This window comes from Cohnella sp. GCM10027633, assembly GCF_042675445.1.
GTDB lineage: Bacteria > Bacillota > Bacilli > Paenibacillales > Paenibacillaceae > Cohnella.
The window spans coordinates 50,265-75,978 of sequence record NZ_JBHTGV010000016.1 but is presented as its reverse complement, the minus strand read 5'-3'; the positions used below and the strand labels follow the sequence as shown (position 1 = coordinate 75,978).

At 58.3% G+C, this 25,714-nt stretch carries 22 protein-coding genes; 18 read left to right on the top strand and 4 right to left on the bottom strand.

What is annotated here, in order from left to right; genetic code table 11:
• Positions 1 to 35: 35 nt before the first annotated feature.
• The gene (locus tag ACFQZG_RS24450) at positions 36 to 1,772 is read right to left on the bottom strand and encodes a DUF2207 family protein (RefSeq protein WP_378157363.1); all 1,737 of its coding nucleotides are present in this window, start codon (positions 1,770 to 1,772) and stop codon (positions 36 to 38) included.
• Positions 1,773 to 1,974: 202 nt separating this feature from the next.
• Here ACFQZG_RS24450 and ACFQZG_RS24445 point away from each other — a divergent pair, with 202 nt between their 5' ends.
• Positions 1,975 to 2,847 carry a YitT family protein gene (locus tag ACFQZG_RS24445; RefSeq protein WP_378157361.1) on the top strand — a complete coding sequence of 291 codons (873 nt, stop codon included), beginning with the start codon at positions 1,975 to 1,977 and terminating at the stop codon, positions 2,845 to 2,847.
• Positions 2,848 to 2,871: 24 nt separating this feature from the next.
• On the opposite strand, the gene ACFQZG_RS24440 is transcribed toward ACFQZG_RS24445, so the two are convergent.
• Positions 2,872 to 3,564: an adenylate/guanylate cyclase domain-containing protein gene (locus ACFQZG_RS24440; protein ID WP_378157359.1), complete on the bottom strand. Its 693-nt coding sequence runs from the start codon at positions 3,562 to 3,564 to the stop codon at positions 2,872 to 2,874.
• A gap of 200 nt (positions 3,565 to 3,764) precedes the next feature.
• On the opposite strand from ACFQZG_RS24440, the gene ACFQZG_RS24435 reads away from it, so the two are divergent.
• The 3 genes from ACFQZG_RS24435 to ACFQZG_RS24425 are packed head-to-tail and all read left to right on the top strand — an operon-like array spanning position 3,765 to position 5,592.
• Positions 3,765 to 4,199: a MarR family winged helix-turn-helix transcriptional regulator gene (locus tag ACFQZG_RS24435; RefSeq protein ID WP_378157357.1), complete on the top strand. Its 435-nt coding sequence runs from the start codon at positions 3,765 to 3,767 to the stop codon at positions 4,197 to 4,199.
• 57 nt (positions 4,200 to 4,256) lie between these two features.
• Positions 4,257 to 5,117, top strand: coding sequence for an NmrA family NAD(P)-binding protein (locus ACFQZG_RS24430; RefSeq protein WP_378157356.1), 861 nt, complete (start codon positions 4,257 to 4,259; stop codon positions 5,115 to 5,117).
• Complete coding sequence (locus tag ACFQZG_RS24425; protein WP_378157354.1) at positions 5,110 to 5,592, top strand: anthrone oxygenase family protein; 483 nt, start codon at positions 5,110 to 5,112, stop codon at positions 5,590 to 5,592. The genes ACFQZG_RS24430 and ACFQZG_RS24425 overlap by 8 nt, the downstream gene beginning before the upstream one ends.
• Before the next feature lie 47 nt (positions 5,593 to 5,639).
• Here ACFQZG_RS24425 and ACFQZG_RS24420 read toward each other — a convergent pair whose 3' ends face one another.
• Positions 5,640 to 8,789 (bottom strand): Ig-like domain-containing protein, encoded by a 3,150-nt coding sequence (locus ACFQZG_RS24420; protein WP_378157352.1) that lies wholly within the window; start codon positions 8,787 to 8,789, stop codon positions 5,640 to 5,642.
• A gap of 136 nt (positions 8,790 to 8,925) precedes the next feature.
• Positions 8,926 to 9,675, bottom strand: coding sequence for a glycoside hydrolase family 16 protein (locus ACFQZG_RS24415; protein ID WP_378157350.1), 750 nt, complete (start codon positions 9,673 to 9,675; stop codon positions 8,926 to 8,928).
• A gap of 152 nt (positions 9,676 to 9,827) precedes the next feature.
• Here ACFQZG_RS24415 and ACFQZG_RS24410 point away from each other — a divergent pair, with 152 nt between their 5' ends.
• From ACFQZG_RS24410 to ACFQZG_RS24345, 14 genes are all read left to right on the top strand, one after another.
• The gene (locus tag ACFQZG_RS24410; RefSeq protein ID WP_378157348.1) at positions 9,828 to 10,736 is read left to right on the top strand and encodes an ABC transporter permease; all 909 of its coding nucleotides are present in this window, start codon (positions 9,828 to 9,830) and stop codon (positions 10,734 to 10,736) included.
• Positions 10,737 to 10,754: 18 nt separating this feature from the next.
• A complete protein-coding gene (locus ACFQZG_RS24405) occupies positions 10,755 to 11,639 on the top strand; it encodes a carbohydrate ABC transporter permease (protein ID WP_378157346.1) in 885 nt (294 codons plus the stop codon).
• A 93-nt stretch (positions 11,640 to 11,732) separates the two neighbouring features.
• Entirely contained in the window at positions 11,733 to 13,421 is a 1,689-nt protein-coding gene (locus tag ACFQZG_RS24400; protein ID WP_378157344.1) for an extracellular solute-binding protein, read from the top strand.
• Between the two features lie 117 nt (positions 13,422 to 13,538).
• Positions 13,539 to 15,380, top strand: coding sequence for a sensor histidine kinase (locus tag ACFQZG_RS24395; protein WP_378157342.1), 1,842 nt, complete (start codon positions 13,539 to 13,541; stop codon positions 15,378 to 15,380).
• 2 nt (positions 15,381 to 15,382) lie between these two features.
• Positions 15,383 to 16,927: a response regulator gene (locus ACFQZG_RS24390; RefSeq protein ID WP_378157340.1), complete on the top strand. Its 1,545-nt coding sequence runs from the start codon at positions 15,383 to 15,385 to the stop codon at positions 16,925 to 16,927.
• Between the two features lie 103 nt (positions 16,928 to 17,030).
• Positions 17,031 to 17,807: a TerC family protein gene (locus tag ACFQZG_RS24385; protein WP_378157339.1), complete on the top strand. Its 777-nt coding sequence runs from the start codon at positions 17,031 to 17,033 to the stop codon at positions 17,805 to 17,807.
• Between the two features lie 291 nt (positions 17,808 to 18,098).
• The gene (gene helD / locus ACFQZG_RS24380; RefSeq protein ID WP_378157337.1) at positions 18,099 to 20,516 is read left to right on the top strand and encodes an RNA polymerase recycling motor HelD; all 2,418 of its coding nucleotides are present in this window, start codon (positions 18,099 to 18,101) and stop codon (positions 20,514 to 20,516) included.
• Between the two features lie 224 nt (positions 20,517 to 20,740).
• Positions 20,741 to 21,238: an RNA polymerase sigma factor gene (locus tag ACFQZG_RS24375; protein WP_378157336.1), complete on the top strand. Its 498-nt coding sequence runs from the start codon at positions 20,741 to 20,743 to the stop codon at positions 21,236 to 21,238.
• Positions 21,219 to 21,845 (top strand): hypothetical protein, encoded by a 627-nt coding sequence (locus tag ACFQZG_RS24370; RefSeq protein WP_378157334.1) that lies wholly within the window; start codon positions 21,219 to 21,221, stop codon positions 21,843 to 21,845. Before ACFQZG_RS24375 ends, ACFQZG_RS24370 begins: the two co-directional genes overlap by 20 nt.
• A 176-nt stretch (positions 21,846 to 22,021) precedes the next feature.
• Entirely contained in the window at positions 22,022 to 22,852 is an 831-nt protein-coding gene (locus ACFQZG_RS24365) for a metallophosphoesterase (RefSeq protein WP_378157332.1), read from the top strand.
• A 220-nt stretch (positions 22,853 to 23,072) separates the two neighbouring features.
• Entirely contained in the window at positions 23,073 to 24,266 is a 1,194-nt protein-coding gene (locus tag ACFQZG_RS24360; RefSeq protein WP_378157330.1) for an Alp7A family actin-like protein, read from the top strand.
• The gene (locus tag ACFQZG_RS24355) at positions 24,263 to 24,700 is read left to right on the top strand and encodes a hypothetical protein (RefSeq protein ID WP_378157328.1); all 438 of its coding nucleotides are present in this window, start codon (positions 24,263 to 24,265) and stop codon (positions 24,698 to 24,700) included. The genes ACFQZG_RS24360 and ACFQZG_RS24355 overlap by 4 nt, the downstream gene beginning before the upstream one ends.
• Before the next feature lie 14 nt (positions 24,701 to 24,714).
• Entirely contained in the window at positions 24,715 to 25,170 is a 456-nt protein-coding gene (locus ACFQZG_RS24350; protein ID WP_378157326.1) for a hypothetical protein, read from the top strand.
• 64 nt (positions 25,171 to 25,234) lie between these two features.
• Positions 25,235 to 25,711, top strand: coding sequence for a nucleoside deaminase (locus ACFQZG_RS24345; protein WP_378157324.1), 477 nt, complete (start codon positions 25,235 to 25,237; stop codon positions 25,709 to 25,711).
• Positions 25,712 to 25,714: the final 3 nt, after the last annotated feature.

Here is a 25,714-nt window from a genome sequence, read left to right as displayed (position 1 = left end):
CCGTAATGTAGTAGGCGCGAGACCGCAACGGCTGCTTAGAACGCGCCGCGTCCTCCGCCTCCGCCCCCGCCGCCCCCGCCGGAAGAGAAGAAGCCTCCGGAGTCGCTTCCGCTAGAGGAGCTAGTCGTCCTCTGGGAGCTCGTTATCGATTGCTGGAACGAGTTGTCCCATAGGTAGAAGTAATAAATGCCGTTGTTATCCGCGAACGACCCCTGCTCCGCGTCCGGGATGTTCAGATGGGCGAGCTTGGCCACTTTCTTCGCGATTCCGAGCGGTATCGCGTAGACGAAGTAATGCTCCCACAAGTAGACGGCCATCGGCTCGCGCGATTCGATCCGGCTGTAATCGCGCAGGAAGCGCTTGAACGCCATCCATTTCGCATGCTCCGTCTGTCCGGCCTCCGTTCGGCGCCAACGCTTCGGCTTGAAGAACGGGAGCACGATCGGGCACAACATCAGCCACATCCAATCCGGCGTCGCGAAGTAACCGATTCCGAAGAACTGCACGACGAAGGCGAGCAGGACGTAGCGGTATACCTTGGCCGTACGTTCGGCAGCGTATTCGAGACGCAGGAACGCTTCCGCGACCGCCTCCTGCCACTTGTTCCAGTTCTTCAAGAACGAGGCGGCATGCCGATTGCCGTTCTCGCGAATGCCGGACATCGTAACGGTTCCGTTGCGCCCGATTCGCTTGAACAACCAGTCGATCAACTGCTTCTCGTGCGGTTGCAGGCCGTTGATCGGCTTTCCGGATAGCTTGAAGGAATAATCGACCGACGTGCTTCCGTCTGCCGACTTAATCTCCCTTATGTCGACGTGCCGTTTGCGCACGAGATCGAGCAGGGTGGCCGTCAAGTCGCTTGAGGAGACCATGCCGTTCATGAAGTAGCCGACGACGGCGGGCGTCGGTTCGCTCGGCAGCTCGCGGTAATATTTGCCGGCCCATCCGGACTTCGGCATTCGGTTGTACCGCCGAACGATGTAAGCTCCCGCAGCCAGATTGGCGAGGAGCACGGCCGCGGCGCCGTACACGGAACGATCGTCCCCGTTCGCTTCTTCCGCGGGATCCGCCCAGTTGCTCTCCTCTTCGAGAATCAGGTCGCGCTTGGGAGCATCGCTAATCTTCGTGCTGCCCGGTACGAGGGAGCCGGGGAACAAGACTCGAACCTCCATTAGCTTCCCGGCCGGCAGCGGACCGACTTCGTACCGGACGACGCCGTCTTCGCCGACGACTACGGTTCCGTCCAGCGGTCCGTGACCGAATGCCGTAATTTGGTCCCTCGCGACGCCGTCGGGCAGCTCGATCGCGATGCGAACCGTTCCCAGCGTGCTCGGGTTCGCTTGGTCGAAGAACTTCCAGTACAGCTCTGCGGTGTCGGCGTGTACTTGCACGACGTTCTTGAAGGCATACTCGAGCCGGAACGTCTTCGTCTCGTCCGCCGAAGCGGCGTAAACCTTGTATTGGGCCCTGCTCCCGTCGTCCGTTCGCTCGTAGCGAAGCGGGGCGCGCTCGTCTCCGGTAACTTCGTATGCCTCGAAGCGGTCGATTCCGTCCGAACCCGCCGTATCGAGGTCGGCGAGAATTCCGTTGAAGGAGCCGTCGAAGCGATACGTATCCGTCTCCGTAACGTGCAGGTTGCCGCCTTCGTCGACGACGGCGCTAATATCGACTGCTTCGATCTCGAAGGAGCGATCTTCCGCGTAGACGGTCTGCGCCGACGCGAGCAAGAGGAGCGCTAGCAGGAGCGCGGCAAATCTGGGTACAGCGTTCATAGATGCGATTCCTTTCTGAATGGAGCGACGTATGGCCTGGTAGCCGTTTAGACCTATATCGACCGAAGGATGTCGAATTTTAAGAGCGCATACGTGAATATGTAAGCGATTACGGATCGATGGATAGTCGCGAAGTATGATATTTGGCTCGCAATCAGGTAAAATACATTTATTATCCATTACGCGGAAGCGAGGTAAGGAATTGCACACAACCAATCACAAGGGACCCTCCGTCGCCGTCAAAATCGGGCGCGCGCTTGCCGTCATCGTCGGCGCGTTCATTACCGCCTACGGGCTCGAAACCGTACTTATCCCGAACAACGTATCCGACGGAGGCGTGACGGGCTTAAGCATCGTCGGATCGGAGCTGTTCGGCATACCGCTCGGGGTGCTGATCGCGGTGCTGAACGTTCCGTTCGTCTTCCTCGGATACAAGCAGATCGGGAAGAGCTTCGCGATTAATTCCGTCATCGGCATCGCGTCGCTCGCCATAGGGACGATCGTCATGCACGATCTGTCGCCGATCATCGAGGGAGACACGCTGCTTATCACGGTCGTCGGCGGTATCATTATCGGTTTCGGAATGGGCCTCGCGCTGCGTAACGGCGGAGCGTTGGACGGCATCGACATGCTGGCCGTCCTCTTGTCCCGGAAGCTGCCGTTCGGCACGAGCGATCTGATCTTGTTCCTGAACACGTTCGTGTTCATCGTCGTCTCGTTCGTCTTCGGCTTGCAGGGAGCGATACTGTCTGCCATCGCCTACTACATCGCGTCCAAGGTCATTCACATCGTCGAGGAAGGGCTGAGCGGCGCCAAGACGTTCAAGATCATTACCCGGCAGCCGGAGGTTATGGTGGAGACGATTCGCGACCGCTTAGGCCGCGGCGCGACGTACAATCTCGTGGAGGGCGGATACTCCAACGAGCAATTCAAGGAAATCACCTGCGTTATTAACCGACTGGAAGAGAGCAAGATGAAGGAAATCATCCATGAGATCGACCCTAACGCGTTCGTCATGGTGTACGACGTCGCGGAAGTGAAGGGCGGTAACTTCAAGAAGAAGGACATTCACTGATTGCGCGTTCGCGCAGCCGTCGGGTTACGACGGAACGGCATACGCGATTACGGGTTCGTCGATCCCCTTCAGGTTGTAAGCGCGGGGCTCCAAGTTCGGATAATCGTCTCTGATGCTTAGATAGGCGGCTTCCGAGACGAGGATCTCCCCGTTCAGGGCCGCGCCCTGAATGCGGGAGGCCAGGTTGACGACGGAACCGATAATCGTAAAGTCCTTATAAGCGGTTCCGAATTCGCCGATCGCGGCCGTGCCCGCGTGAATGCCGATGCCGACCTTGATCGGGTCGTCCGCGCCCGTGATCGCCGCGAATTCATTTTGTAGAGCTTTGCAATTCCTTTGAATTTCGATGCCTGCCAAGACGGCTTGCCGAACATGGTCTTGCCGCTCCATCGGGAAGTTGAAGATCGATAGTACCGCGTCGCCGATCATTTTATTGATAATGCCGTCTCTCTTCCAGATCGCCGGGGCGCATTCGTCGTAGAACCGATTCAATAACCGGGAGATGCCGGCCGGGTCGACATGTTCCGATAACCGGATATAACCCCTCAGGTCGGCGAACATGACGGTCGCTTGGATATCGATCTGCTTGTTCTTCTTCACCCGCGTGAACATCGATTCGCAGATCGTGCACAGATTCGGATGCATGCGGCTAGGCTTGACTCCGATCAGGCGATAAGGGAGAGCGAGCGGGCTGCGGATGAAGACCGGCATCTTCATTTGTTGCCAGCATCCTTTGCAGTAGGCGCTATTGAGGTTCGTCATGCGGCGTATTCCTTTCCGGACTTGTCGGATTTTGTCTATACTTTTCTTTTGCCAGTATAACATTAATTGGCTATGCGTCTTTACAGGCTCTCCATTTTTTAGTATTGTTGTATGTGCAAACAACTTAGAGTGAGCAATCGAATCGAGGGAATATCATGGCCATGATGGATACCTATCTGCGAGAATGCTTGTTCTTCACCTCTTCCCGATTGCAACGGATCGTCACGAAGATCGTGGACGAAGAATTCGCCCGGTGCGGCTTGCCGGCGAACGGCGCGTTCTTGTTGCTCGCCGTTCTCGAAGAAGAGGGCATTAACCAGAAGAAGCTCGGCGAGACGTTGCATCTGCAGCCGTCCACGGTGACGCGCCTGATCGAGAAGCTCGTGCTTAAGGGCGTTATTACGAGCCGCGTCGAAGGCCGATCGTCGCTCATCTACTCGACGGATAAGGGCAAGGCGCTCGAGCCGATCATTCACGATTGCTGGGACCGGCTTCGCGTCTTCGTGAACGAAGTATTGGGCGAAGAAGAGAGCAACGCGTTGACGTTGCGGCTCGATCGGGTCAGTGAGCAGCTAGAGAAAGCCGATTGAAGGCTTTTCTCTATTCTAATAGTTGCTTGTGCAAACAAATATTAAGGAGGCTATAACATGACAACGAATTCGCTTGAAGGTTCGAACAAACCGATCGTGATCGTCGGAGGCACGGGCAAGACGGGGCGCAGAGTCGCGGAGCGGCTCGCCATCCGGGGAATAGAGATTCGCGTTGCGTCCCGATCCAGCGGCTCGCCGTTCGATTGGACCGATAGGTCCACCTGGGGGCCGGCGCTCGAAGGCGCGCGAGCGGCCTACGTAACGTACTATCCTGATCTGGCGATTCCTGGGGCGCCCGAGGATATCGCGACGTTCGCCCGGCTGGCGCTGGAACGCGGGGTTCGCCGCATCGTGCTGCTGTCGGGCCGGGGAGAAGAAGGCGCGCTGATCGCCGAGCAGGCGCTCAGGGATTCCGGCGCGGACTGGACGATCGTCCGGGCGAGCTGGTTCAATCAGAACTTCAACGAGAGCTTCCTGGTCGAAGCGGTCCGCAGCGGCGTTATCGCGCTGCCGACCGGGGACGTTACGGAGCCGTTCCTCGACGCGGACGATATCGCGGACGTCGCGGTCGCCGCGTTGACCGACGACCGGCATATCGGTCAAGTCTACGAGCTCACGGGGCCGCGGTCCATGACGTTCGAGGAGGTAGCGGACGATATCTCGCATGCGAGCGGACGGGATGTCCGCTATGTGCGGATTACGACCGAGGCGTTCGTGGCCGGCATGCGGAGCGAAGGATTACCCGAACCGTTCATCGAGCTGCTGGTCGACCTGTTCACCCGCGTGCTCGACGGGCGCAACTCGGCGGTGATGGACGGCGTGCAGCGTGCGTTAGGGCGGCAACCGAAGGACTTCCGGGAGTTCGCGCGCGCGGCCGCGGCGACAGGCGTCTGGTCGGCGGAGGCGTCGCATGGGTGATTTCCCGTTCGTCTTGACGTTCATCGTCGCGGTATCTACGGCGGCGGTGGGCGGCGTATTGTTCGCCTTCTCGGGCTTCGTCATGCGGGCGCTCGCCCGCGTCTCGCCCGATCGCGGCATCGCCGTCATGCAACAGATCAATATTACGGTCATGCATTGGCTCTGCGGGCTATTGTTCTTCGGTACGGGATTGGCGTGTATCTACCTGATCGTGCGGGCATTCATGGACGTGGAGGCGCCGGAAGCGGGTTACTTGCTCGCCGGAGGGCTGCTCTACGTGTTCGGGGGACTCGCCGTAACCGGGGCGTTCAACGTGCCGCTGAACAACAAGCTCGCGAAGTTCGATCCGACCTCCGCGGAAGGCCACGCGTTCTGGCGGAAGTTCGTGCCCGTCTGGCTGGCCGCGAACCATGTCCGGACGACCGCGTGCTTCGCGGCGTCGGCTTGCTTCGTAGCCGGCCTGCTCCAAGCGTAACAAGCAGAAAGCAGGCCCCTTCAGAATGCGGGCCTGCTTTTCAACGTTTACTCCGGCGTTCCCTGAGTTACGCCATGAGTGTAGGTGAACCAAGCGGTATCGAGCGCCCCTTGACCCGGATTGTAGGTGAAGAAGTACGAGACGGTATCCCCCTGTTGCAAGTTGTTGAGCGGATATGTGTAGTTGCCGCTTCCCGTCGTCGTATTCATGGCGACGTTAATCTGCCCGCCGTTGTTCACTTTGTAGTGCAGATCGGCGAAGCTCGCGCCGTTCACGTAGAACGACAGGTTGTTGCCGGTCTTCTTCACGCCGCGCACCGAGTCGCCGATGACGTACGTGGTCGGCTGCTCCGGCAGCACCGTTACGGTGCAAGCGGCCGTCTTGCTGCCGTCGGCCGTCGTGACCGTTACGGTCGTCGTACCGGGAGCGAGCCCCGTCACGAGACCGTTCGCGTTGACCAAAGCGACGCTAGCGTTGGAGACGGACCACGACACCTGCTTGTTCGTCGCGTTGGCCGGCGCTACGTTGGCCGTCAGTTGCACGCTCTGACCGTCCTCGATTTGCGCGGTCGTCTGGTTCAGCGCAACGCCGGTTACCGGCACGTTCACGGGACCGTTGCCGTGAACGTACGTGAGCCATGGCGTATCGAGCGCCCCTTGACCCGGGTTATACGTGAAGAAGTATTGTACCGTGTCCCCGGATTGCAAATCGTTAATCGGGTAGACGTAATTTCCGCTCCCCGCCGAGGTCATCCCGACATTGATCTGCGCGCCGTTGTTGATCTTATAGTGCACGTCCGCGAAGGAAGCGCCGTTCACGTAGAACTGCAAGTCGTCGCCGGTGATTTTCAGCCCCTTAACCGCATCCCCGACGGTGACGGTGGTCGGTTGCTCCGGAACGACCGTGACGGTAGACGACGCCGTGAAGCTGCCGTCGGCCGTCATGGCCGTTACGATCGCCGTGCCCGGGGAGAGTCCCGTCACGACGCCGCTCGTGCTAACGGAAGCGACGCTGGCGTTAGAGACGGACCACGACACTTGCTTGTTCGTCGCGTTCGCCGGCGCCACGTTCGCCGTCAGTTGAACGGTCTGACCGTCTTCGATCTGCGCGGTCGACGGACTTACCGAGACGCCCGTAACGGGAACGTTCGGATTCTGTCCGTTGCCTTCCTTGTAGACGCGTACGTAATCCACGAGCATCGTAGCAGGAATGTCCGACGGATCCGGGGATAAGCCGCCGTCGAAGTGTCCGCCGATCGCCAAGTTCATGATGAGATAGAACGGCTGATCGAACGGCGCGTTCGGATTGTTCGGCGCGGCGACCGAATACCACTGGGAGCGGTTGACTTTGAAGAAGAACTTTCCGTCGACGTACCATTTGACGTTGTCTTCTTCCCAGATCATCGAGTACACGTGGTAGTCGTTCGCGAACGTCTGCCCTTGCGGGAAATGGTATTCCCCGGCGATGTAGCGATTGACCGGCCATTGTCCGCCGAAGTGCACGGCGCCGCTCGTCGTTCCGGGCAAGCGTCCTTTCGCCTCCATGATGTCGATCTCGCCGGATGCGGCCCACGCGCCGTACACGGCATCTTCCGGCAGCATCCAGAGCGCCGGCCAGACGCCGTTGCCCGTAGGCAGCTTGGCGCGAATGTCTACCCGGCCGTATTGGAACGACAGGGAGTCTTTCGTGTTGATCTTGCCCGAGGAGTATTGGGCATAGCGGCTCGGATCTTGCGGGAACGACTTCGGATCGTTCAAGGCGCGCAAGTTCAGCTGGCCGTTCTGCACGAATACGTTCTGCGCGCTGTTCGTGTAGTGCTGCAGCTCGTTATTGCCCCAACCCCAGCTGTTCGGATCGTTCGAGATATAATAACCGGTCTCGTAGTTCCACTTGCTCGTATCGAGTGCCGTTCCGCTGAATTCGTCCTGCCAGTGCAGGTCGTAACCCGAGACGGCCGGGTTGCTCGGCGTTCCGATCGCGATGTCCTCTTGATCGGACACGTCCGGACGAGGCGCATCGGGGTTGCCGATGAACGTATAGGTAACGAAGTTGTTGCCGATGCTTCCGCCCGATTGCCCGTTCAGCGGGTAGCCGATGCGGATCTGCATGTCGACCTGGATCGGCTGGAACCAGAGTCCGTAGATATAGTCCGCCCAGTATCCCCACTGATTGGCGTCGGACATGTTGTTGTAGCCGTTGCCGGCGTAGACGAATCCGCTTAGGGCCGAGTTGCTCATGTCTACCCATTGTCCGCCGACATTGATCTGATAGACGAACTTGCCCAGCTCGGAGCCGATCGCGGGCCCGCCGTCGATCTTAGGAAGCGGGAAGCCGATGGCGCCGCTCTCGTCCGCCGTGAACGTCGTCGTCGCGTCGTAGGAAGTCAGCGTATACGAGTTGCGAACCGGCGCGTTGAAAATAATCGTGTACACGAGGCTCGCAGCCGACGTCTTCGATTCCAGCTTCACGTTGATCGATTCCGTCACCGTGAACCAGTAGCCGCCGCCTCCGTCGGTGAACTGGCCGAAGTTGCTGTCGTAGATCCAGCCGCTCGCCGCATTGTTGTCGATATCGATCCAGGTGCTGCTGCTCACCGGCTTGACATACACCTTCAGGTCGTCGGCAACCGCCGCGTACGGAACGGCAGGATTGTTGTTGAAGGTCGGATACGTGAAGCCCGCGCCGCCCGTAAATCCGGCCGTAATCTGCGGTCCTTGCGTGTAGGCCATCGCCGTAATGGTCGTCTCCACGATGTTCTGGAAGGCGAGCGTGTAGTTCAGCGTCACGCCCGCGTTCGCCTTGGAATACAACTGGATCTCGGTCGTCGCCGACAGAAGGAACCAGTAACCGTTCAAGCCGCCGTCGCTCCAATGTCCCCAGTTCTGGTTGTAGACGTAACCTCCCGCGCTGTCGATGTCGACATAGCTGCCGCCCACCTTCACCTTCACGCCCACGTCGTCGACGACGTCGCTCCACGAAGCCGCGCCACCGTTGAACACGGGCATAACGAACCCATAGCTTGCTTGCCCGACTCCCGACTTGGAGATCACGGGACCGTCGTTCGCAGAGAAGTAAGCCATGGATGTTACGGTCGTTCCCGCCGCTTCGGCCACCCGAACCTTCGAATTCGGCAGTAGGCCGACGCTAGCCAGTAGAGCTAACGCCAAGAACAAACGCAATGCTTTTCTCATAATCATCCTCCGATTCAATAAGAATGGCGCCTCTCGATGGCGGACAAGAAACCGCTTTCAAGAGAGACGCCTTCAGTTTAACGAACGGACCGATCGGATGAATAGCCGCATGGTTTTTTGTTAGGTCCCATTTTTTTGTCTTTTATTGATACACCCGGATTTCCGATACCGTCATGACCGCCGGAAGCGCGGATTCCTCGATCGGCACGTTGTCGAACCAGCCGCCGATGGCCAGGTTGAGCACCAGGTAGAAGCGCTGGTCGAAGGGCGTAACGCCCGGCTGCAGGCGGCGCTCGGCGAAGCAATGGCCGTCTACCGTCCAGCGCATGACGTCTTCCGTCCATTCGAGCCCGTAATCGCGGAATTGGTTGATCGTCCCGCTCTCGAACGTATGAGAGAACTCGTCGGTGATCTTGTTCTCCGCCATGTCCTTGCCGTGGTGCAGCGTACCGAACACTTGGCGCGGCAGGCGTCCCTTCGCTTCCATGACGTCGATCTCGCCGGAGACGGGCCAATTGCCGTATACCTTGTCTTGCGGCAGCATCCATATGGCGGGCCATACCCCGTGTCCGACGGGCAGCTTCGCGCGAACGACCAGTTTGCCGTAGCGGAACGACATCCGATCCCGGGTATCGATCCTGGCGGACGTATAGGCGAATCGCCGGCCGTCCGGCTGCTCGACGGTCTCGAGTCGCGCGCAGAGATTCAAGCCATTCTCGTCGATGTACAGGTTATCGTTGTTGCCCGTATAGAACTGTTGCTCGTTGTTGCCCCATCCGTACGTAATGAAATTCCCTTCGTCGTCTACCAAGTCATTGCCGAGGCGAACGTTCCAATCGCTCATGTCGGCGTCTCCCCGCGTGTAATCCCGATGCCAGATCAGCTTGTTCATTTTACTGCTCCTCCTCTCGAATAACCTCAGCATACTGCTTTTCGGACCCCGATCAATCAAACCCAAAATATTGGGATACGGTCAAAAACCGCGGCCCTTTTTTTTGTGTACGCGTTTACATACGATTAAAAGCGAAAGGAGCGTGCAACCGGTTGCAAGCACATATCAGAACGTTCTTGAAGCAATGGCAATTGCAAAGCATGGTGATTCCGGGCGTCATCTGGATGTTCGTCTTCTGCTACATTCCGATGTTCTGGCTCATCATCGCGTTCATGGATTACAGCGTGGCCAGGCCGATGCTGGATTCGCCCTTCGTCGGGCTGAAGCACTTCGAGGCGTTCGCGACGGACGACCGCTTCTGGCGCTCGATCCGCAACACGCTCGGGATGAGCAGCATCAAGCTTGCCTTCGGATTCTTCATCCCGATCGTATTCGCGCTGCTGCTCAACGAAATTCGGAGCCTGCGGTTCAAACGCACGGTACAGACGATCTCGTACTTGCCGCACTTCATCGCCTGGACGATCTTCGGCGGCATTATGCTCAACTGGCTCGGCGAGGGCGGCATCATCAATCAAGCGTTGATCGCGCTTGGGCTTCAGGACCAAGAAGTGTTGTACATCAGCGATCCCGATTACTTCTGGTGGATCACGTTCTTCGGCGACACGCTGAAGGAAACCGGCTGGGCTGCCATCATCTATATCGCGGCTATCGCGGGCATCGACCCGGCATTGTACGAAGCTGCCGAGCTGGACGGCGCCAACCGTTGGCAACGGATGTGGCATATCACCGTCCAATGCATTCGTCCGACCATCGCGATTCTATTCATTCTCGCCGTCGCGGGCATCTTGGGCAGCAACTTCGACCAAATTTTCATGCTGAAGAACAACCTGAACATCCAATCGGCGGAGAGCCTGGACTTGTACATCTACAACATGGGCCTCGTATCGGGCCGGCATTCCTTCTCGACCGCCGTCCTGTTCGCTCGCTCCATCGTCGCGTTGGTATTGCTGTTCATGGCGAACTATGCCTCCAAGAAACTGACCGGCGATAGCATCTTCTGATAAGGGCGGGGCAAACACATGACGACAAGAAGTAAATTCCGCCGCATCGGCGCATTCGAGATCGGCAATACGGCGCTCATGCTGGCCGTGTGCTTCATGACGCTGTATCCGATGTGGTTCGTGCTCGTGAACTCGCTGAACTCGGCCGAGCATGCCGTGCTCGGGACGGTCAACTGGCTTCCGAAGGCGCTGACCTGGGACAGCTACCGGATCGTATTCGGCAACGAGAATCTGATGAACGGCTTCTACATTACGACGATGCGCACGGTGTTCGGGACGTCGATCCACGTATTGTTCACGGCCATCGTGGCTTACGGCCTCAGCAAGACGTACTTGATCGGTCGCAAGGCGTACATGAAGATCGCCCTGGTCACGATGCTGTTCTCCGGGGGGCTCATCCCGACGTTCCTCTTGATGGTGAAGCTGGGCTTGTACGATAACTTCCTCGTCTTCATCGTTCCGGCGATGTACTCGTTCTTCAATATGATCATCTTCATCAGCTTCTTCCGCACGATTCCCGACAGCTTGGAAGAGTCGGCGAAGGTAGACGGCGCCACCGATTACGGCGTCTTGTTCCGGATCGTGCTGCCCAACAGCATGGCGGTGCTGGCGACGATCGCGCTCTTCTCGGCGGTCTACCATTGGAACGACTACTATCAGGGCGTCATCTACATCCGGAACCCGGATATCGTGCCGCTGCAGACGATGCTCTATAAGATCATCGCGGAGAACTCGATGTCTCTCATGCAGCAGCAAGCGATGGCGCAGTTCGGGGCGAGATTGCCCGGCAACTCCATCAAGTTCGCCTCCATGATGGTCGCCACGCTGCCGATTCTGCTCGTCTATCCGTTCATTCAGCGGTATCTGGTGAAGGGCGTCATGATCGGCGCGATCAAAGGTTGAGCTCATGCGCCGCTCTATCGGCATCCGCCCTGGAGTGGTGCATGATTCCAATAAAACAAATACAATAGGGGCACAGAAAGGATGAACACGCTAATGAAACGCATCAAGTCCGTCAAGCCTTTCATGGCGCTGGGGATGACGACCGTCCTGGCGCTGGGCATGGTCGCATGTTCCGGATCCAACAACAACAACGAGAAAGCTTCTCCGTCCGCTTCCCAACCGGCGGCAAGTCCGTCCTCCGACGCGTCGCCATCGGCTGCGGCATCCGGCCCGAACGCCGAGGAGGCCGCCTGGAAGCTCGATACGAGCCCGGTCGACCTGAGCTGGTTCGTAGGAGCTTCTTGGTACGCCCACAAGTGGGGCGAGAGCTTGAATTCCAAGTATATAACCGAGAAGACGGGCGTTAACGTCAAGCTCGAAGTGCCTGCAGGAGACGCGAACGAGCAGCTTACGCTCATGATGACTTCCGGCCAATTGCCGGATCTGATCAGCATGGGTTCGTGGGAAACCGCGGTCAAGAAGCTCTGGGAGGGCGATCACGTCTATGCGCTGAACGAGCTGGCGGAGCAATACGACCCTTACTTCTTCAAGGTGGCGGGCGACGGCACGTTGAAGTGGTACAAGCAAGAGAACGGCAATACGTACGGCATTCCGAACGATTCCTATAGCCCGAACCTCATGCACGAGACCGGAATGACGGCCGCCAACCAGACGTTCCTGGTGCGCAAGGACTTGTACGAAGAGATGGGCAGCCCGGATCTGTCGACGCCGGAAGGCTTCCTGGGCGCGCTCCAGCTCGTCAAGGATAAGTATTCCGAGTACAAGGGGCAGAAGATCAGCCCGTTCTTCGCGCAGGGCAACGTTCCTTACGGCATGACCGAGTACCTGCAGAACCTGCTCGCCGTTCCGCACGAGAAGGACGGCAAAGTCAACGATCGCATCACGGACCCGGATTACGTCGCTTGGCTGAAGACGTTCCGCACGGCGTACGAGCGCAAGCTCATCAACGCCGAATTCCTGGTCGATTCGGATCAGCAGGTCGAAGAGAAGACGAATAACGGACGTTACTTCATGATGGTTCGCGAATGGAACGGCATGGCGGCAGTCAACCCGATGCTGGCATCCAGCGCGAATCCGGACTCTTACTATATCGCCGTCGACGGACCTCAGAACGCGGCCGGAGACTCCGCCAAGCTGTTCCCGGGCAATATGGACGGCTGGATGGTGACGATGATCAGCAAGTCGACCAAGAACCCGGAGCGCGCGATCCGCTTCCTGACGTATATGGCCAGCGAAGAAGGCCAACGCGATCTGTTCCTGGGCAAGGAAGGCGAGACTTGGGAATCCGTGGACGGCAAGCCGCAGCTCAAGCCGGAGCTGGTTAACCTGGTCTCTACCGACATCGAGAAGCTGGAGAAGGAATACGGCGTGCTCGATACGTACTGGATGATGCGCAACCCGGTCATCGTGAACCAATGGAGACCGGAGAAGGCTCCCGTCATCAAGCAGATGGAAGACTTCGCGAACGCGCAAGCCGACATCGACAGCGGCATCTACAAAGGCTTGGATCCGCTCGGCGAATCGGAAGCGGCCCTGTCCTGGTCGCGCATCTCGCAGAACTGGAACGAAGTGCTGCCGGAGCTGATCATGTCCAAGGACGAAGCCGCGTTCGACAAAGTGTTCAACGATTTCCTTGCTCGCCGCGACGAATATGGCTTCGCTACGGTCGTGGAAGCTCGCCAAGCCGAGCTGGATAAGCGCAAAGCCAAAATGGCGGAATAACGAGATTTCCTCAGCCGTGCCGGCCACCTGAATAGGTGGCCGGTATTTTCCGCGATACGCCTATCAGAACGACTGCGGGGTTTGCTATATTACAGAGATAGGTGAGGAGGGCGCCGAGTGAACCGTTGGCCGCGAACGATCAGGAGAATATACCGCAACGCCAGCATCTCGCACAAGCTGTTCCTGGCCTTCAGCTTGCTCATCGTCGTCCCGGCCATCGTCGTGTCCTTCCTGTTCATTCGAACGAAGGAAACCGAGCTGTACAAGAACGCCATGTCCGACGGCAGCAGCCATGTCGCCCGGCTGAGCGAACAATTGCGCAGCGGCATGAGCATGATCGAGAACGTGTCTTCCGCGGCGCTGGCGCAGAAGGCGTTCGTCGATTTCATCCACTCCGACATGAAGGCGGACGGACTCGAGCTCGTGAAATTCAGGCAGAACCAGTACGAGCAGATGCGCGATCTGATCGAGAGCAACAAGCTGATCGGCGAGCTCAGCTTCTACGTCGATAATCCGAACATTCACGAGATCTGGCCCGAAATCTATCACTACGATAAGTTCCGGCCGAAGGACTACGGGGCGAAGCTTCGGGAAGAAGGCGGCGCGTCGTTCCGTCTGTTCTCCTTTAAGGACGGCGACGATACGTTGTCCTACTACCGGGTCGCGAGATTGCAGAGCCAGCAGAAGCAGCCGACGATTATGGAGATTCGCAGTCCGCATAGCGAGTTTTTCGGCAACCTGCTCGAGGAGACCGAAGGCGACTTCTTCTCCGTCGTCATGGACGGAACGATGCCTTCCCGGTCCGTATATAACGGCGGACATGCGTTCGTTCGCGGGGCCGGCGATGCGCTCGAAGACATCTTCGGCCGCATTCACGGGCAACTGAGCGTGCTGACGCAGTCCGGCCCGATTAAAGTCAAGGTCGGCGACCATACGTACTACGCGTTGTATCGCTATATCGCCCCGTTGAACGCGTACGTGGTCGATATCGCCTCCCACCAGGCATTGATGAAAGGCCCGCGCAGCTGGTACATCATCGTGGCAGCGGTTACAACGTTCGTGTTGCTGCTCATGCTGCTGCTCGTCTCGCAGACGACCCGCCGCATTTTCCGCCGGCTCGATAGCGTGCTCGTCTCGATGCGCAGAGTGCGCAAGGGCCAGCTGGACGCGAAGATCGTGACCGGCTTGGAGGCTCACGAGACCGGGGACGAGATCGACGAGGTAGCCGTCAGCTATAACGCCACGTTGGACGAGATCCAGCGCCTGATGACGCAAGTGGTCGATAAGCAACTGATCGCCAAGAACGCGCAGCTGCACTCGCTGCATTCGCAGATCAATTCGCACTTCCTGTATAACGCGTTGGAATCGATCCGCATGATGGCGGAGGTCGAGCGGCAGCCCGCCATCGCCGACGCGCTCGTGTCGTTAGGGTCGCTCATGCGCTACAGCATGAAGTGGCGCAGCGATACCGTCGATCTCGGCGAGGAGCTGGCCAATATCCAGAGCTACGTGCAATTCATCAATTTCATGGATGGCAGAGCAATCGAGTTGCAGGCGGATCTCCCCGAAGAAGTGCTGCGGTATGCGATTCCGAAAATGTGCATGCAGCCGATCGTCGAGAACGCGGTCCATCACGCGGCTCCTTCCGGCGGCAGCGTGCGCATCGGGATAACCGTCAGAGTGGAGGACGACAGCGCGCTGTACATCGAGATCCGGGACGACGGCGTCGGCGTCGAGCCGCGGCTGCTCGAGAGCTTGCAGGCCGCGCTGCAAGGCGAATCGGATTCCCCGATCGTCGCGAGCAACAACGGGTTGGGCTTGGAGAACGTCCATAAGCGGCTGCAGCTTCACTACGGCAGAGGCTTCGGCCTGTCCATGGACAGCGCGCAGGGCGAGGGCGCCTATACTTCCGTTACGATACGGTTGCCTTGGGAGAACGAGAATCTAGGGGGATGGTAGGCATGTACGATATCTTGATCGTCGACGATCAGAAGAACATACGCGACGGCCTGCAGGCGATGATCAGCCAGTTCCCGCTGCAGATCGACCGTATCTACTGCGCCGCGAACGGGCTAGAGGCGATGCAACTGCTGCGTCAGCATAACATCCAGTTGGTCATTACCGATATCAAGATGCCGGATATGGACGGGCTTGCGCTGATGGCGGCCGCCAAGGCGGAGCCGTTCAAGGCGGATTTCCTGATCATTAGCGGTTACGGCGAGTTCGCTTACGCGCAGAAGGCGATCGAGCTCGGGGCGAAAGGCTACTTGCTGAAGCCGGTGAAGCGGGAGGAGCTGCTAAGCGCGGTAGAGCATGTACTGCAGGAACTAAGAACGAGGCAGGAGCTGTCCCGTGATATGCAGCATCTATCGGAGCGCGCATTGGAGACGGACCGCAAGGAGCTGTGCATGTACATGCAAGGGGCGGCGTACGACGAGACGTGGGTCATCCAGACGGAGCTGCAACAGCAGGAGCTCTGGCGCCATTACCGGTTATGTCTGCTGAGGGAGGAACGCGGGATCGGCCAGTCCGGGGCCAGCAACGCCCACGGCATGGAAGCGATCGCCTATAGCGTGTATGGCAGGCAGGGATGCTTATGCTTGCAGCAGGGCGCGCACCTGATCCTCGCGGTCGACGCGGACGTAGATCCGGGGGCGCTGCCCGCCGCGCTCAAGTCCGGGCAGATCGACGCGATCACGGCCATGACCGGTCCGCAGCAAGGCTTGCAATCGCTGCCGGAAGAGTATGCCCGGTTGATGGAGCTGCATCGCCATAGCTACCTGTTTCCCGACAAGCGCTGCATGCTGCCTGCCCACGTCGAGGGGCTGGAGCAGCAGTGGCAGCTTCCGTACGAGGAGCTGTACGCGCTGTTCCATCTCGTCGGCACCCCGAACAGCGGCCGCATCGCCGAAGGCCTCTCGGCCTTATTCCATAAGAACGTCCTGCAGCGGTACAATGTCCGCTATACGCAGCAGCTCTGCCGCGCCACGGTGGAACTGCTCGAGGAATACGAGCGCGTCATCCGTCCGTACATGGGCGAAGAAGCGTTGGACATCGACAGCTTGCGCAATCTATACGATTATCCGGGCATTCGCGAGTATATTCAGGCGCTGCAGAAGCAGTTGCTTCGGCTGAACCAATACTATTACGATTTCAAATGCAGCTACCGCAATACGCAGGACTTGAACGAAGCGATCCGCTTCATTCACGAGAACTACCATAAGCCGCTGGACCTCGCGATGGTGTCGAATCACGTGTCGCTCAATTACGCGTACTTCTCCAACCTGTTCAAGAAGAACGTCGGTAAGGGCTTCGCGGAATACTTGCGCGACGTGCGACTGGATAAGGCCCGGCGGCTGCTGGCCGAGACCGAGCATAAGATCGTCGACGTGACGGACATGGTCGGCTACGAGAATTACAAGAGCTTCACGCGGGCGTTCCGCGACGCGATGGGCATGCAGCCTACGGAATACCGGCAGCAGATGCGACGGAAAGTCGAGCGCTAGAAAAAAATTTGAACTCCAAAGGCAACTTGTTCCGTATACCTATTGATGGCCAAACAAACATTAGAATCATGCCGATTACAAAGGCTGTAGGGGGAGAGACAAGTTGGATTCGATATGGTTGGAGTACGGATGGGCGCTGCTCATTCTGATCGCCTTGGAAGGGCTGTTATCCGCCGATAACGCGCTCGTACTGGCGGTAATCGCGAAGCACTTGCCGGATGATCAGAAGAAGAAAGCGATCAATTACGGCATCATTATGGCGTTCGTGTTCCGCTTCGGGGCGCTGTTCGCGATATCGTTCATCGCCAACATCTGGCAGATACAGGCGATCGGAGCGGCATATCTGTTATACCTCGGCTTGAAGCACATCATTAAGGCGCGCTTCGGCAAGGACAACGAGGCGAATCAGGAAGAGCTCAAGGAAGAATCCGCGGGCAAGAAGTTCTGGCCGACCGTGGGCAAGATCGCCATCGCGGACCTTGCCTTCGCGATCGATTCGATTCTGGCCGCCGTGGCGCTGGCGCTCGGTCTGCCCGATTCGCCGCTCGGAGACTTCGGCGGCATGGACGGAGGCAAGTTCCTCGTCGTCGTTCTCGGCGGCATCGCCGGTCTTGTACTGATCAAGTTCGCCGCGACGTGGTTCGTGAAACTGCTCGAGCAACGTCCGTCCTTGGAGACGACGGCTTACGCGATCGTGGCCTGGGTCGGCGTGAAGCTGGCGGTCATTACGCTCGCGCACGACGACATCGGCGTGCTGGATCACGACTTCCCGCATAGCACGGGTTGGACGATGGTGTTCTACGGCGTATTGATAGCGATCGCCCTTCTCGGCTGGTTCGCGCCAGGACGCAAGCCTTCGAAGGCAAACAGCGCGTCCTAACAAGATCGTCGCCGCAGCCTGCAATGGACAAGAGGTACTCCCATGGGAGTACCTCTTGTTGTTATATATGGCGTGAAAATAAGAAAAACCCGGCGCGTCGGCCGAGTTATCGAAATAGGAATTGCACGCAAAGGTGCTCTATGGTATAGTGATGAAACGACTGACTTTAGATAAAACCGCGAAGTAATGCCATCATATCTTTTCTATACTTTAATCTTACCATGCGGTATCGCGGTTTGTCAACGGCCTTTATTCATCCCGATTTCATATCCGAAGGAGCGTGCCCGGAACATGATCAACGCGAACGATTGGAAGCAAGAACAGGAGCGGTTGGCGTCGGTTACGGAGAAGCTGCAACGTCGAATCGCCGAGCTGGAGCCGGAAGTAACCGGTCTGCGAGAGCAGTCGGCGGACATCCGCAAGCGATTCTGGGAAGAAGTGACGGTCAACACGGCGACGGACGAGGATTTCGAAGAGACGTTCTATAGCATCAAGCAGCAAGAAGCGCTGTTGTCCGAACGGGAGCGCAGTCATCGCCTGCGAGCGCAGCAATGGCACAATATGAAGAGACTGTTGCCGTCGCCATACTTCGGACGCATCGACTTCCGGGAGGATGGCCTCGGCTTCACCGAGCAGATCTACATCGGGGTCGCTTCCTTCGCCGACAAGGACGGCATGACTTACTTGATCTATGACTGGCGCACGCCGATCGCGGGCATGTACTACGATTATGCTCCCGGTGCGGCCGCTTACGATACGCCGGACGGGCGCTTCGGGGGGACGATGGAGCTGAAGCGGCAGTACCAGATCCGCGAGGGCGTCCTTCGGAACGTGTTCGACGCGAACGTAACGATCGGCGACGAGCTGCTGCAGCAGGCGCTGGGTCAAGGCGCGGACGCTCAGATGAAGAGCATCGTGGCGACGATCCAGCGGGAGCAGAACGCCATTATCCGGGAGGATAAGAGCCGGATGCTCATCGTGCAAGGGGCTGCGGGCAGCGGGAAGACGTCCGCCGCGCTGCAGCGGGTCGCCTACCTGTTATACAAACACCGGGATCGGCTCAAGGCGGATCAGATCGTCTTGTTCTCGCCGAACCCGATGTTCAACAGCTACGTCTCGACCGTGCTTCCCGAGCTCGGCGAAGACAACATGCAGCAGGCGACGTTCCAAGAATATCTCGAACACGGCGTCGGAGAGACGTTGCGCCCGGAAGATCCGTTCGATCAGATCGAATACGTGCTGACCGAGCAGGCTACGCTAGCCTACGAAGCCCGGTTATCGGGCATCGTATACAAGGCTTCCGCGTCGTACCTTCAAGCGCTCCAGCGTTATGCGCAATGGTTGGGCCAGGAGGGAATGCGATTCAACGGCATCCGCTATCGCGACCGAGAGCTGATTAGCGCCGAGCGAATGCAAGAGCAGTTCTACCGCTATGATCGTTCTATTCGCTTGGCCAATCGCCTCGCGATGCTGCAGGAGTGGCTGCTGAAGGAGCTCGCCTCGCTGGAGCGCCAAGAGCTGGAGGCTGCCTGGGTACGGGAGGAGCTCGATTATCTCGAGAAGGAGCAGTACGCGGACGCGTTCGGGCAGCTGCACAGGGAGAGAGGCGTCTTCGACTTCGCCGAGAAATACGAGGTGATTCAGGAGATGCTGAGCAACGACCGCCCGCGGGACGAGAGCGAGTTCGACTATGCCGAGCGCGAGGAAGAGCTTCTAGGCCGCGAGGTCGTGAAGGCAAGCTTCCGTCCGCTGAGGCGCGGCGTGAAGCGGATGTCGTTCGTCGATACCGTCGGGATGTACGCCCAGCTGTTCGGGGATGCGGACGCATTCAAGTGCATGACGAACGGGACCGAGGCGCCCGAGCATTGGGCGATCGTCGGAGAGCAGACGAAGGAGAAGCTGAGCCGCGGCGAGCTGTTCTATGAAGACGCGACGCCGTACCTGTACTTGCAAGAGCTCATGATCGGCACCAGGAGCAGCTCGGAGGTGCGACATGTGTTCGTCGACGAAGGCCAGGACTATTCCGTCTTCCAATACGAGTTCCTGAAGAAGCTGTTCCCCCGCGCCCGCATGACCGTGCTCGGCGACTTCGGCCAAGCGATCTTCTCCCAGGCGACGGAATTGGCCGGCGCGGATTCGCCGCTCGCCCGGCTCTACGGCGAGTCCGAGACGAGCTTGGTCCGCCTTGTTAGCAGCTATCGCTCCACCTTCGAGATCGTCTCGTTCACGAAGTCGCTCCTGCCGGGCGGCGAGGACATCATTCCCTTCAATAGAAGCGGGAAGAAGCCGACCCTCTGCCGAGCGAACGACGAGGAGCAGCTTGCCGCGCGCATCGCCAGGGACGTCGCGGCCTTGCGGTCGGAAGGCTGCGATTCGATCGCCGTTATTACGAAGACGGCCGCCGATAGCCGCGTCGCGTACGATCTGTTGACGGCGCAAGGGTGCAAGGGGCTGAAGCTGGTGACGAAGGAGACGCCGACCTTCGAGAAGGGGACGATGCTGCTCCCCGCGTATCTCGCCAAGGGCGTCGAGTTCGACGCGGCGCTGATCTACGATGCTTCTTCGCGGACGTATCGGCGGGAGAGCGAACGCAAGCTCTTCTATACGGCATGCACGCGCGCGATGCATCGGCTGCTGCTCTATGCGACGGGAGAATGGACGCCGTTCGTTCAAGGCGTAGATCCGTCGCTGTACGAGGTAGAAGAGTAGGAGAATGGACGACGAGCTCCGCAAGTTAATCGATAACCGAGGGCACCTTTAGAAGGTGCTTCTCGGTTTTTTTTCGTTCATGCGCCATTTTCCACAATAAGGCCTGCACGCATTCGCGATCCTTCCGTCGTCTATAGCATTAGAACGCGGCGAAAAAAGAATTTTGGGCGAAATGAAAAATACCGGGCCGCTCAGTTGTGTTATAAGCGAAAGGGGGTACTGAGGTGTACAATTCATTAGAGCTCAATGAATCTGTGCGGCGGGCCTTGAATCAATATTCGCAAAGCTTGATCAAAGTCGCCTTCGCCTATTTGAAGAATATGGCCGACGCGGAAGAAGTGACGCAAGAAGTATTTCTCTCTTATTTGCAGAAGCGCCCCGTGTTCGAAAGCGCCGAGCATGAGAAAGCGTGGCTCATTCGAACGACGATCAATAAAAGCAAAAACATGCTGAAAACCGGATGGTTCAAAAGCAGAAATCCCGTTCCCGAAAACCTGAGCTACCTCCCGAAGGAAGAGAACGAAGTGTTGCAGGCCGTACTCGCGCTGGACAGCAAATATCGGATTCCGATCCATCTGCATTATTACGAAGGTTATTCGATCCAAGAGATCGCGGTTATTTTGCGGGCCAAGCCCGCAACGGTAGGTACATGGCTCGCCAGAGGGCGTCTGCTCTTAAGAGAGAAGATGGGAGGCATGGAAGATGAAGAAATCTGTTTATAAATCCGCGATGTCCCGCGTCGAGACGAGCAAGGACTTCGAGGAAGCCACTTATCGCAAGCTGTTACGGGAAATGAACAAGACGCAAGACCAAACTTTCAAATCCAAGGAGCGGATCAATATGACACAAGTGAAGAAAAGCAAGCGCATCGGGTTGGCAATCGGAATCGCGGCATGCGCGGCGGCGCTGTCGATCGGGATTTTCAACATGAACCAGAATACGTCCAATACGGCATCGCCTGAGCCTTCGGTATCGGCTTCCGCGCCGGCGACTACGACTCCGTCGCCTTCGATCTCGGCACCCGAGTCTTCGGCTCCGGCCCAAACGACGAGGCCGCCGGTTACGGGTAAAGTACAGGTTAATATCGACGGCGTCATTAGCGAAGTAAGCGCGGACGGCAAGAGCTTCAAGGTCGGCGATCTGTGGGTAACCGTGACTCCGGAGACGATCATGGGCATCGACGGTCCGACGGCAGGAGAACAATCCGAAGAGCTGCTGCAGAAGGAATTCAAAGTCGGCAACATCGTATCGGGCTTCACGTCCGAGGACATGAGCACGGGCAAAGTTAACGCCACTCGCATCTACAACAACATGGCTCCGCAACAATAATGCCGACGCACGTTAGGCGCCTTCTCGCGAAGGCGTCTTTTCTTATTGCGTGGGCTGCCTTCCTGGACAGGCCGGAAACCGGCATCGTACGTCGAAGGTCCAAGAGAGAGGGAAGACTTCCGAATATAAATGCTCATATGCCGCAACAGGCGAATCCGAAATAAGGGTGATGGCATATGAAAGCCGCGACTAGGAGCAAGCCACTCCTCTGCAAGCCCATAAGTACCGCGATGCGAACGCTGCCGAGAGCTTCGGCCCAAACCGTGAACTTCGCGATTATCGGCGATAGCCACGTCGGGTATCAGAATAGCCTTGCGATCTTCAAGGGCTTGCTGCCCAAGGCCGTGAAGTCGGGGAACAAGCGGTTCGCGATATTCGGAGGGGACAACAAGCACGGCTCGAAGGGGGCGCAGGCCGAAGCGGATTACAAGGCGTTCAAGGACGTCGTCGACAACGCGCTCGGGAGCATTCCTTACCGCGCGTCGATCGGCAACTGGGAAGACGACACGAGGGACCTGTTCCGGAAATACTTGAACAGGGTGTACGGAATCATCAACTTCCCCGGAACGGGCGGCAAGGTAAAATACGTCTGGTTGGACAACGCGCCGGGCAAATTCTCGTACCAGAGCATCAACCTGCTGAAGTCGCTCAGCCCGAACTATTCCTATATCATCGATTGCCACTGGCCGCTGCGGGTGAACGGCATCACCGTCGATCCGACGCACGTCCTGAGCGCGACGGAGACGGGACACTTCTTCAACGCGATTCCCGCGAACGTGCGGGACAAGGTGCTAGGCATCTTCACTCATCACGCGCATACGTTCTTCGAGAACAAGAGCACGATCTATACCGGCTTCGCCAATACGAAGTTCTATGTATGCGGCTGCTCCGGCGATTATAACTGCCGCTGCTCCGGGGCCTCCTGCAACCGGGGGTACTACGAAGGCTCGCTGATCATCCAAGGCAGCCAGATATCGCTCGGCCTGGTGAAGTCCGTGCGGGTTTGAGACAATCGCGGAAGCACCCTTGAAGGGTGCTTTTTGTTTTGTCCGTACTCAACTTTAAATTTTAAAGTTCACCTTTTAAAATTCAACGTTCAAAGGGCAACTCCGCGAAGCGCTTTTCATTAGAAAAGCTAAATGTTAAAAACTTCTAATTACCATCACAAACTGCCATTTTTATGCGAATCTATTATTTATCTCATAGTAGGGTAGGGAGGGAACGCTTATGGCCAAGCATGATTACGTCGCCGCGAACGTTCGGCTGGCGATCGATAACGGCAGCAGTCACATCAAGGGCATCTGCGACGAGTTGAACGACGCGTTTATTTTCCCGAATGTCGTGGCTCAGCCGTTCGGAGAGCGCCATCTGCTTATGGAGCAAGGCGATCCGCTTGATTTCCTGGACGTCCAGATCACCTCGCACGCGATCGATTCGGAGCAATACCGCCACGTCTACGTCGGCAACCTGGCGATCGGCGAGGAAGGCATCGTGCACGAGATCGTCGGCGATAAGGCCGTCCAGAAGAAAGCGCAGCGGCCCGAGACGATCGTCACCCTCCTGACGGCCGCGGCCTATGCGGTCGCCAAGAAGCACGAAGAGGATATTAGGCGCGGCCGCAAGCATATTAAGGCCGACGTCGACTTAGGGACGGGGCTGCCCATCCGGGAAATCACGAAGTTCAGGGAACCGTTCGCCCGCCGGATCGCGGGAGGCGTTCATTCCGTTACGTTCGTGACGACCCCGGTATTCAAAGGCGTGACGGTCGATCTGGCGTTCTCGCTGCCCTCGGATATCAGCATCGACGACGTATCCGGCGTCTACGACATGGAAGCGACCTCGCAATCGCAACTGGCTCATAAGGGCTTCGGCATCGCGGACGTCGGCGGCGTCGATATGGACATCGCCTTTTTCCGGCGGGGGCTGGACCTGGACCAGCGGCATTCGACCGGGGTCAAAATATATCTTAACGACGCGCTCGAGAGCATACGCAACGAGGTCAACGCAGGCGGCGAAGAATTCATCTCCAGCACGGCGGAGCTGACGTTAATGCTGGTCAACAAGGAATACGAGATCTATGCGGAAGGCAAGGTCGCGTTAGACATGACTCCTCTCGTCAACCGCCATATGCGCCTATTGGCGGAGAAGGTGCTGAAGTACGCCCGCAACGCCTGGAAGGACGTCCGCTACGCGAAGGAATTCTGGTTCATCGGCGGCGGAGCGATCGTGCTGCAGCCGTGGATCGAGAAGCTGAACGCGGAGCTCGGCTTGCCGATTCGCTTCGATAGCGCGGAATACAGCCAATATCGCAACGTAAGGGGAACGTTCTTCCTGTTGGAGCACGCTTTGAAGCAAGGGGCCGACGTGGCCGCGGGCGATGCGAACGGGAAGGGAGATCCGGGCGTGAGCGAGACGGATTGAAGAAGAAGCGGAGATCGACGGTGCCGGTTGTTCCCGGCAAGGACGTCACCCTCTACGTGCCGACCGATACGCCGCCCGCGGTCGTTCGGTTCATGAACCGTCTGAAGGACGAAGGCCGGTTCAGCGAGGGGATCATGGAGATCGTAACGGGCCATGTTCTCCATGCGCATTCGGCTTCTGTCGAGACGTCATTCGAGGTGGCGGGGGTCGCGCGGGAGGAAGAAGCATTCGACGCCTCGGACAGGGTCGTCTTCGAATTACGCTTCGAGGAGCCGGCGGCTTCGGAAGAGGCGGTCGGATCCGAGCCCGGCGTGCCGCGCGAATACAGCCCCGACGATCTGTTCCGCCTGGCCAGTCGGAATGCCGGCAAGTTGCTGGGCCATAGAGACAACGACGAACGGAGCGATCGCGAAGCGGGGAGCTCCGATACATGAAGGGAGGACATCGCATGTCTAACGAGGCTGCCGAAGGGGCGCGCACGATTACGCTGAGCGACGATATTTTTCGCCAACCGGGGTTGGATATCTATTCGCAGATGGTCTATATCATTCTGAGAAGCACGTCCACGGATTCGAACATTCCCGAGCTGTCGACGATCGCCAAGCTCGGCCGGATGAGCGACAAGCAGGCGGTGAAGGCGCTGCAGCATCTCGCGGAGCTGAAGATCGTCTCGGCGAAGTTGTTCCGGCGCATGGTCGGAGACTTCCACGACGACCGTCTCTCGTGGGCGGCCAAAGGCTTGTACGCGTACTGCAAGAACAATCCGCACATCAGCTGGCACGACCTGCTCGAGCTCGCCGGCCAATCGGGAGAGGACGAGCACCGCGTTCGCGCCGCGCTGAAGGAACTGAATAAGCATGGCTACCTTGACGAATATCCCGAATGGCGGCACCTCGCGAATTGAGCCGGCGTGGTAAGATAAGGGGACGAGTCTGATCCGCATAAGCGGACGCCAAGGAGGTCTACCCATGATTACAGGTACGGATATGAAATACTTGCAACGCTGCATCGAACTGGCCGAGGCCGCGCTGGAAGCAGGGGACGAGCCGTTCGGTTCCGTCCTCGTGTCGGCCGACGGAGAAGCGCTGATGGAAGACCACAACCATGTCGCCGGCGGCGACCACACCCAGCATCCGGAGTTCGCGTTGGCGCGCTGGGCGGCGCAGCATCTGACGATCGAGGAGCGAAGCGCGGCGACGGTCTACACGTCCGGAGAGCATTGCCCGATGTGCGCGGCGGCCCACGGCTGGGCCGGACTCGGCCGGATCGTGTACGCGAGCTCGTCCGCGCAGCTCGCCGAGTGGCTGGGCGAATTGGGGGTCCCGCCTTCCCGCGTGCGCAATCTGCCGATCGGCGAAGTCATTCGCGATACGGTCGTCGAAGGCCCCGTGCCCGGGCTCGCGGAGAAGGTGCGAGAGCTGCATCGCCGGATGCGAGCGAAGTAGCGA

Coding starts and splice junctions, on each gene's coding strand:
- ACFQZG_RS24435 (WP_378157357.1), top strand. CDS start 3,765: ATGGCCATGATGGATACCTATCTGCGAGAATGCTTGTTCTTCACCTCT.
- ACFQZG_RS24430 (WP_378157356.1), top strand. CDS start 4,257: ATGACAACGAATTCGCTTGAAGGTTCGAACAAACCGATCGTGATCGTC.
- ACFQZG_RS24390 (WP_378157340.1), top strand. CDS start 15,383: ATGTACGATATCTTGATCGTCGACGATCAGAAGAACATACGCGACGGC.
- helD (WP_378157337.1), top strand. CDS start 18,099: ATGATCAACGCGAACGATTGGAAGCAAGAACAGGAGCGGTTGGCGTCG.
- ACFQZG_RS24345 (WP_378157324.1), top strand. CDS start 25,235: ATGATTACAGGTACGGATATGAAATACTTGCAACGCTGCATCGAACTG.
- ACFQZG_RS24420 (WP_378157352.1), bottom strand. CDS start 8,789: ATGATTATGAGAAAAGCATTGCGTTTGTTCTTGGCGTTAGCTCTACTG.
- ACFQZG_RS24405 (WP_378157346.1), top strand. CDS start 10,755: ATGACGACAAGAAGTAAATTCCGCCGCATCGGCGCATTCGAGATCGGC.
- ACFQZG_RS24350 (WP_378157326.1), top strand. CDS start 24,715: ATGTCTAACGAGGCTGCCGAAGGGGCGCGCACGATTACGCTGAGCGAC.
- ACFQZG_RS24440 (WP_378157359.1), bottom strand. CDS start 3,564: ATGAAGATGCCGGTCTTCATCCGCAGCCCGCTCGCTCTCCCTTATCGC.
- ACFQZG_RS24425 (WP_378157354.1), top strand. CDS start 5,110: ATGGGTGATTTCCCGTTCGTCTTGACGTTCATCGTCGCGGTATCTACG.
- ACFQZG_RS24415 (WP_378157350.1), bottom strand. CDS start 9,675: ATGAACAAGCTGATCTGGCATCGGGATTACACGCGGGGAGACGCCGAC.
- ACFQZG_RS24450 (WP_378157363.1), bottom strand. CDS start 1,772: ATGAACGCTGTACCCAGATTTGCCGCGCTCCTGCTAGCGCTCCTCTTG.
- ACFQZG_RS24360 (WP_378157330.1), top strand. CDS start 23,073: ATGGCCAAGCATGATTACGTCGCCGCGAACGTTCGGCTGGCGATCGAT.
- ACFQZG_RS24370 (WP_378157334.1), top strand. CDS start 21,219: ATGAAGAAATCTGTTTATAAATCCGCGATGTCCCGCGTCGAGACGAGC.
- ACFQZG_RS24400 (WP_378157344.1), top strand. CDS start 11,733: ATGAAACGCATCAAGTCCGTCAAGCCTTTCATGGCGCTGGGGATGACG.
- ACFQZG_RS24365 (WP_378157332.1), top strand. CDS start 22,022: ATGAAAGCCGCGACTAGGAGCAAGCCACTCCTCTGCAAGCCCATAAGT.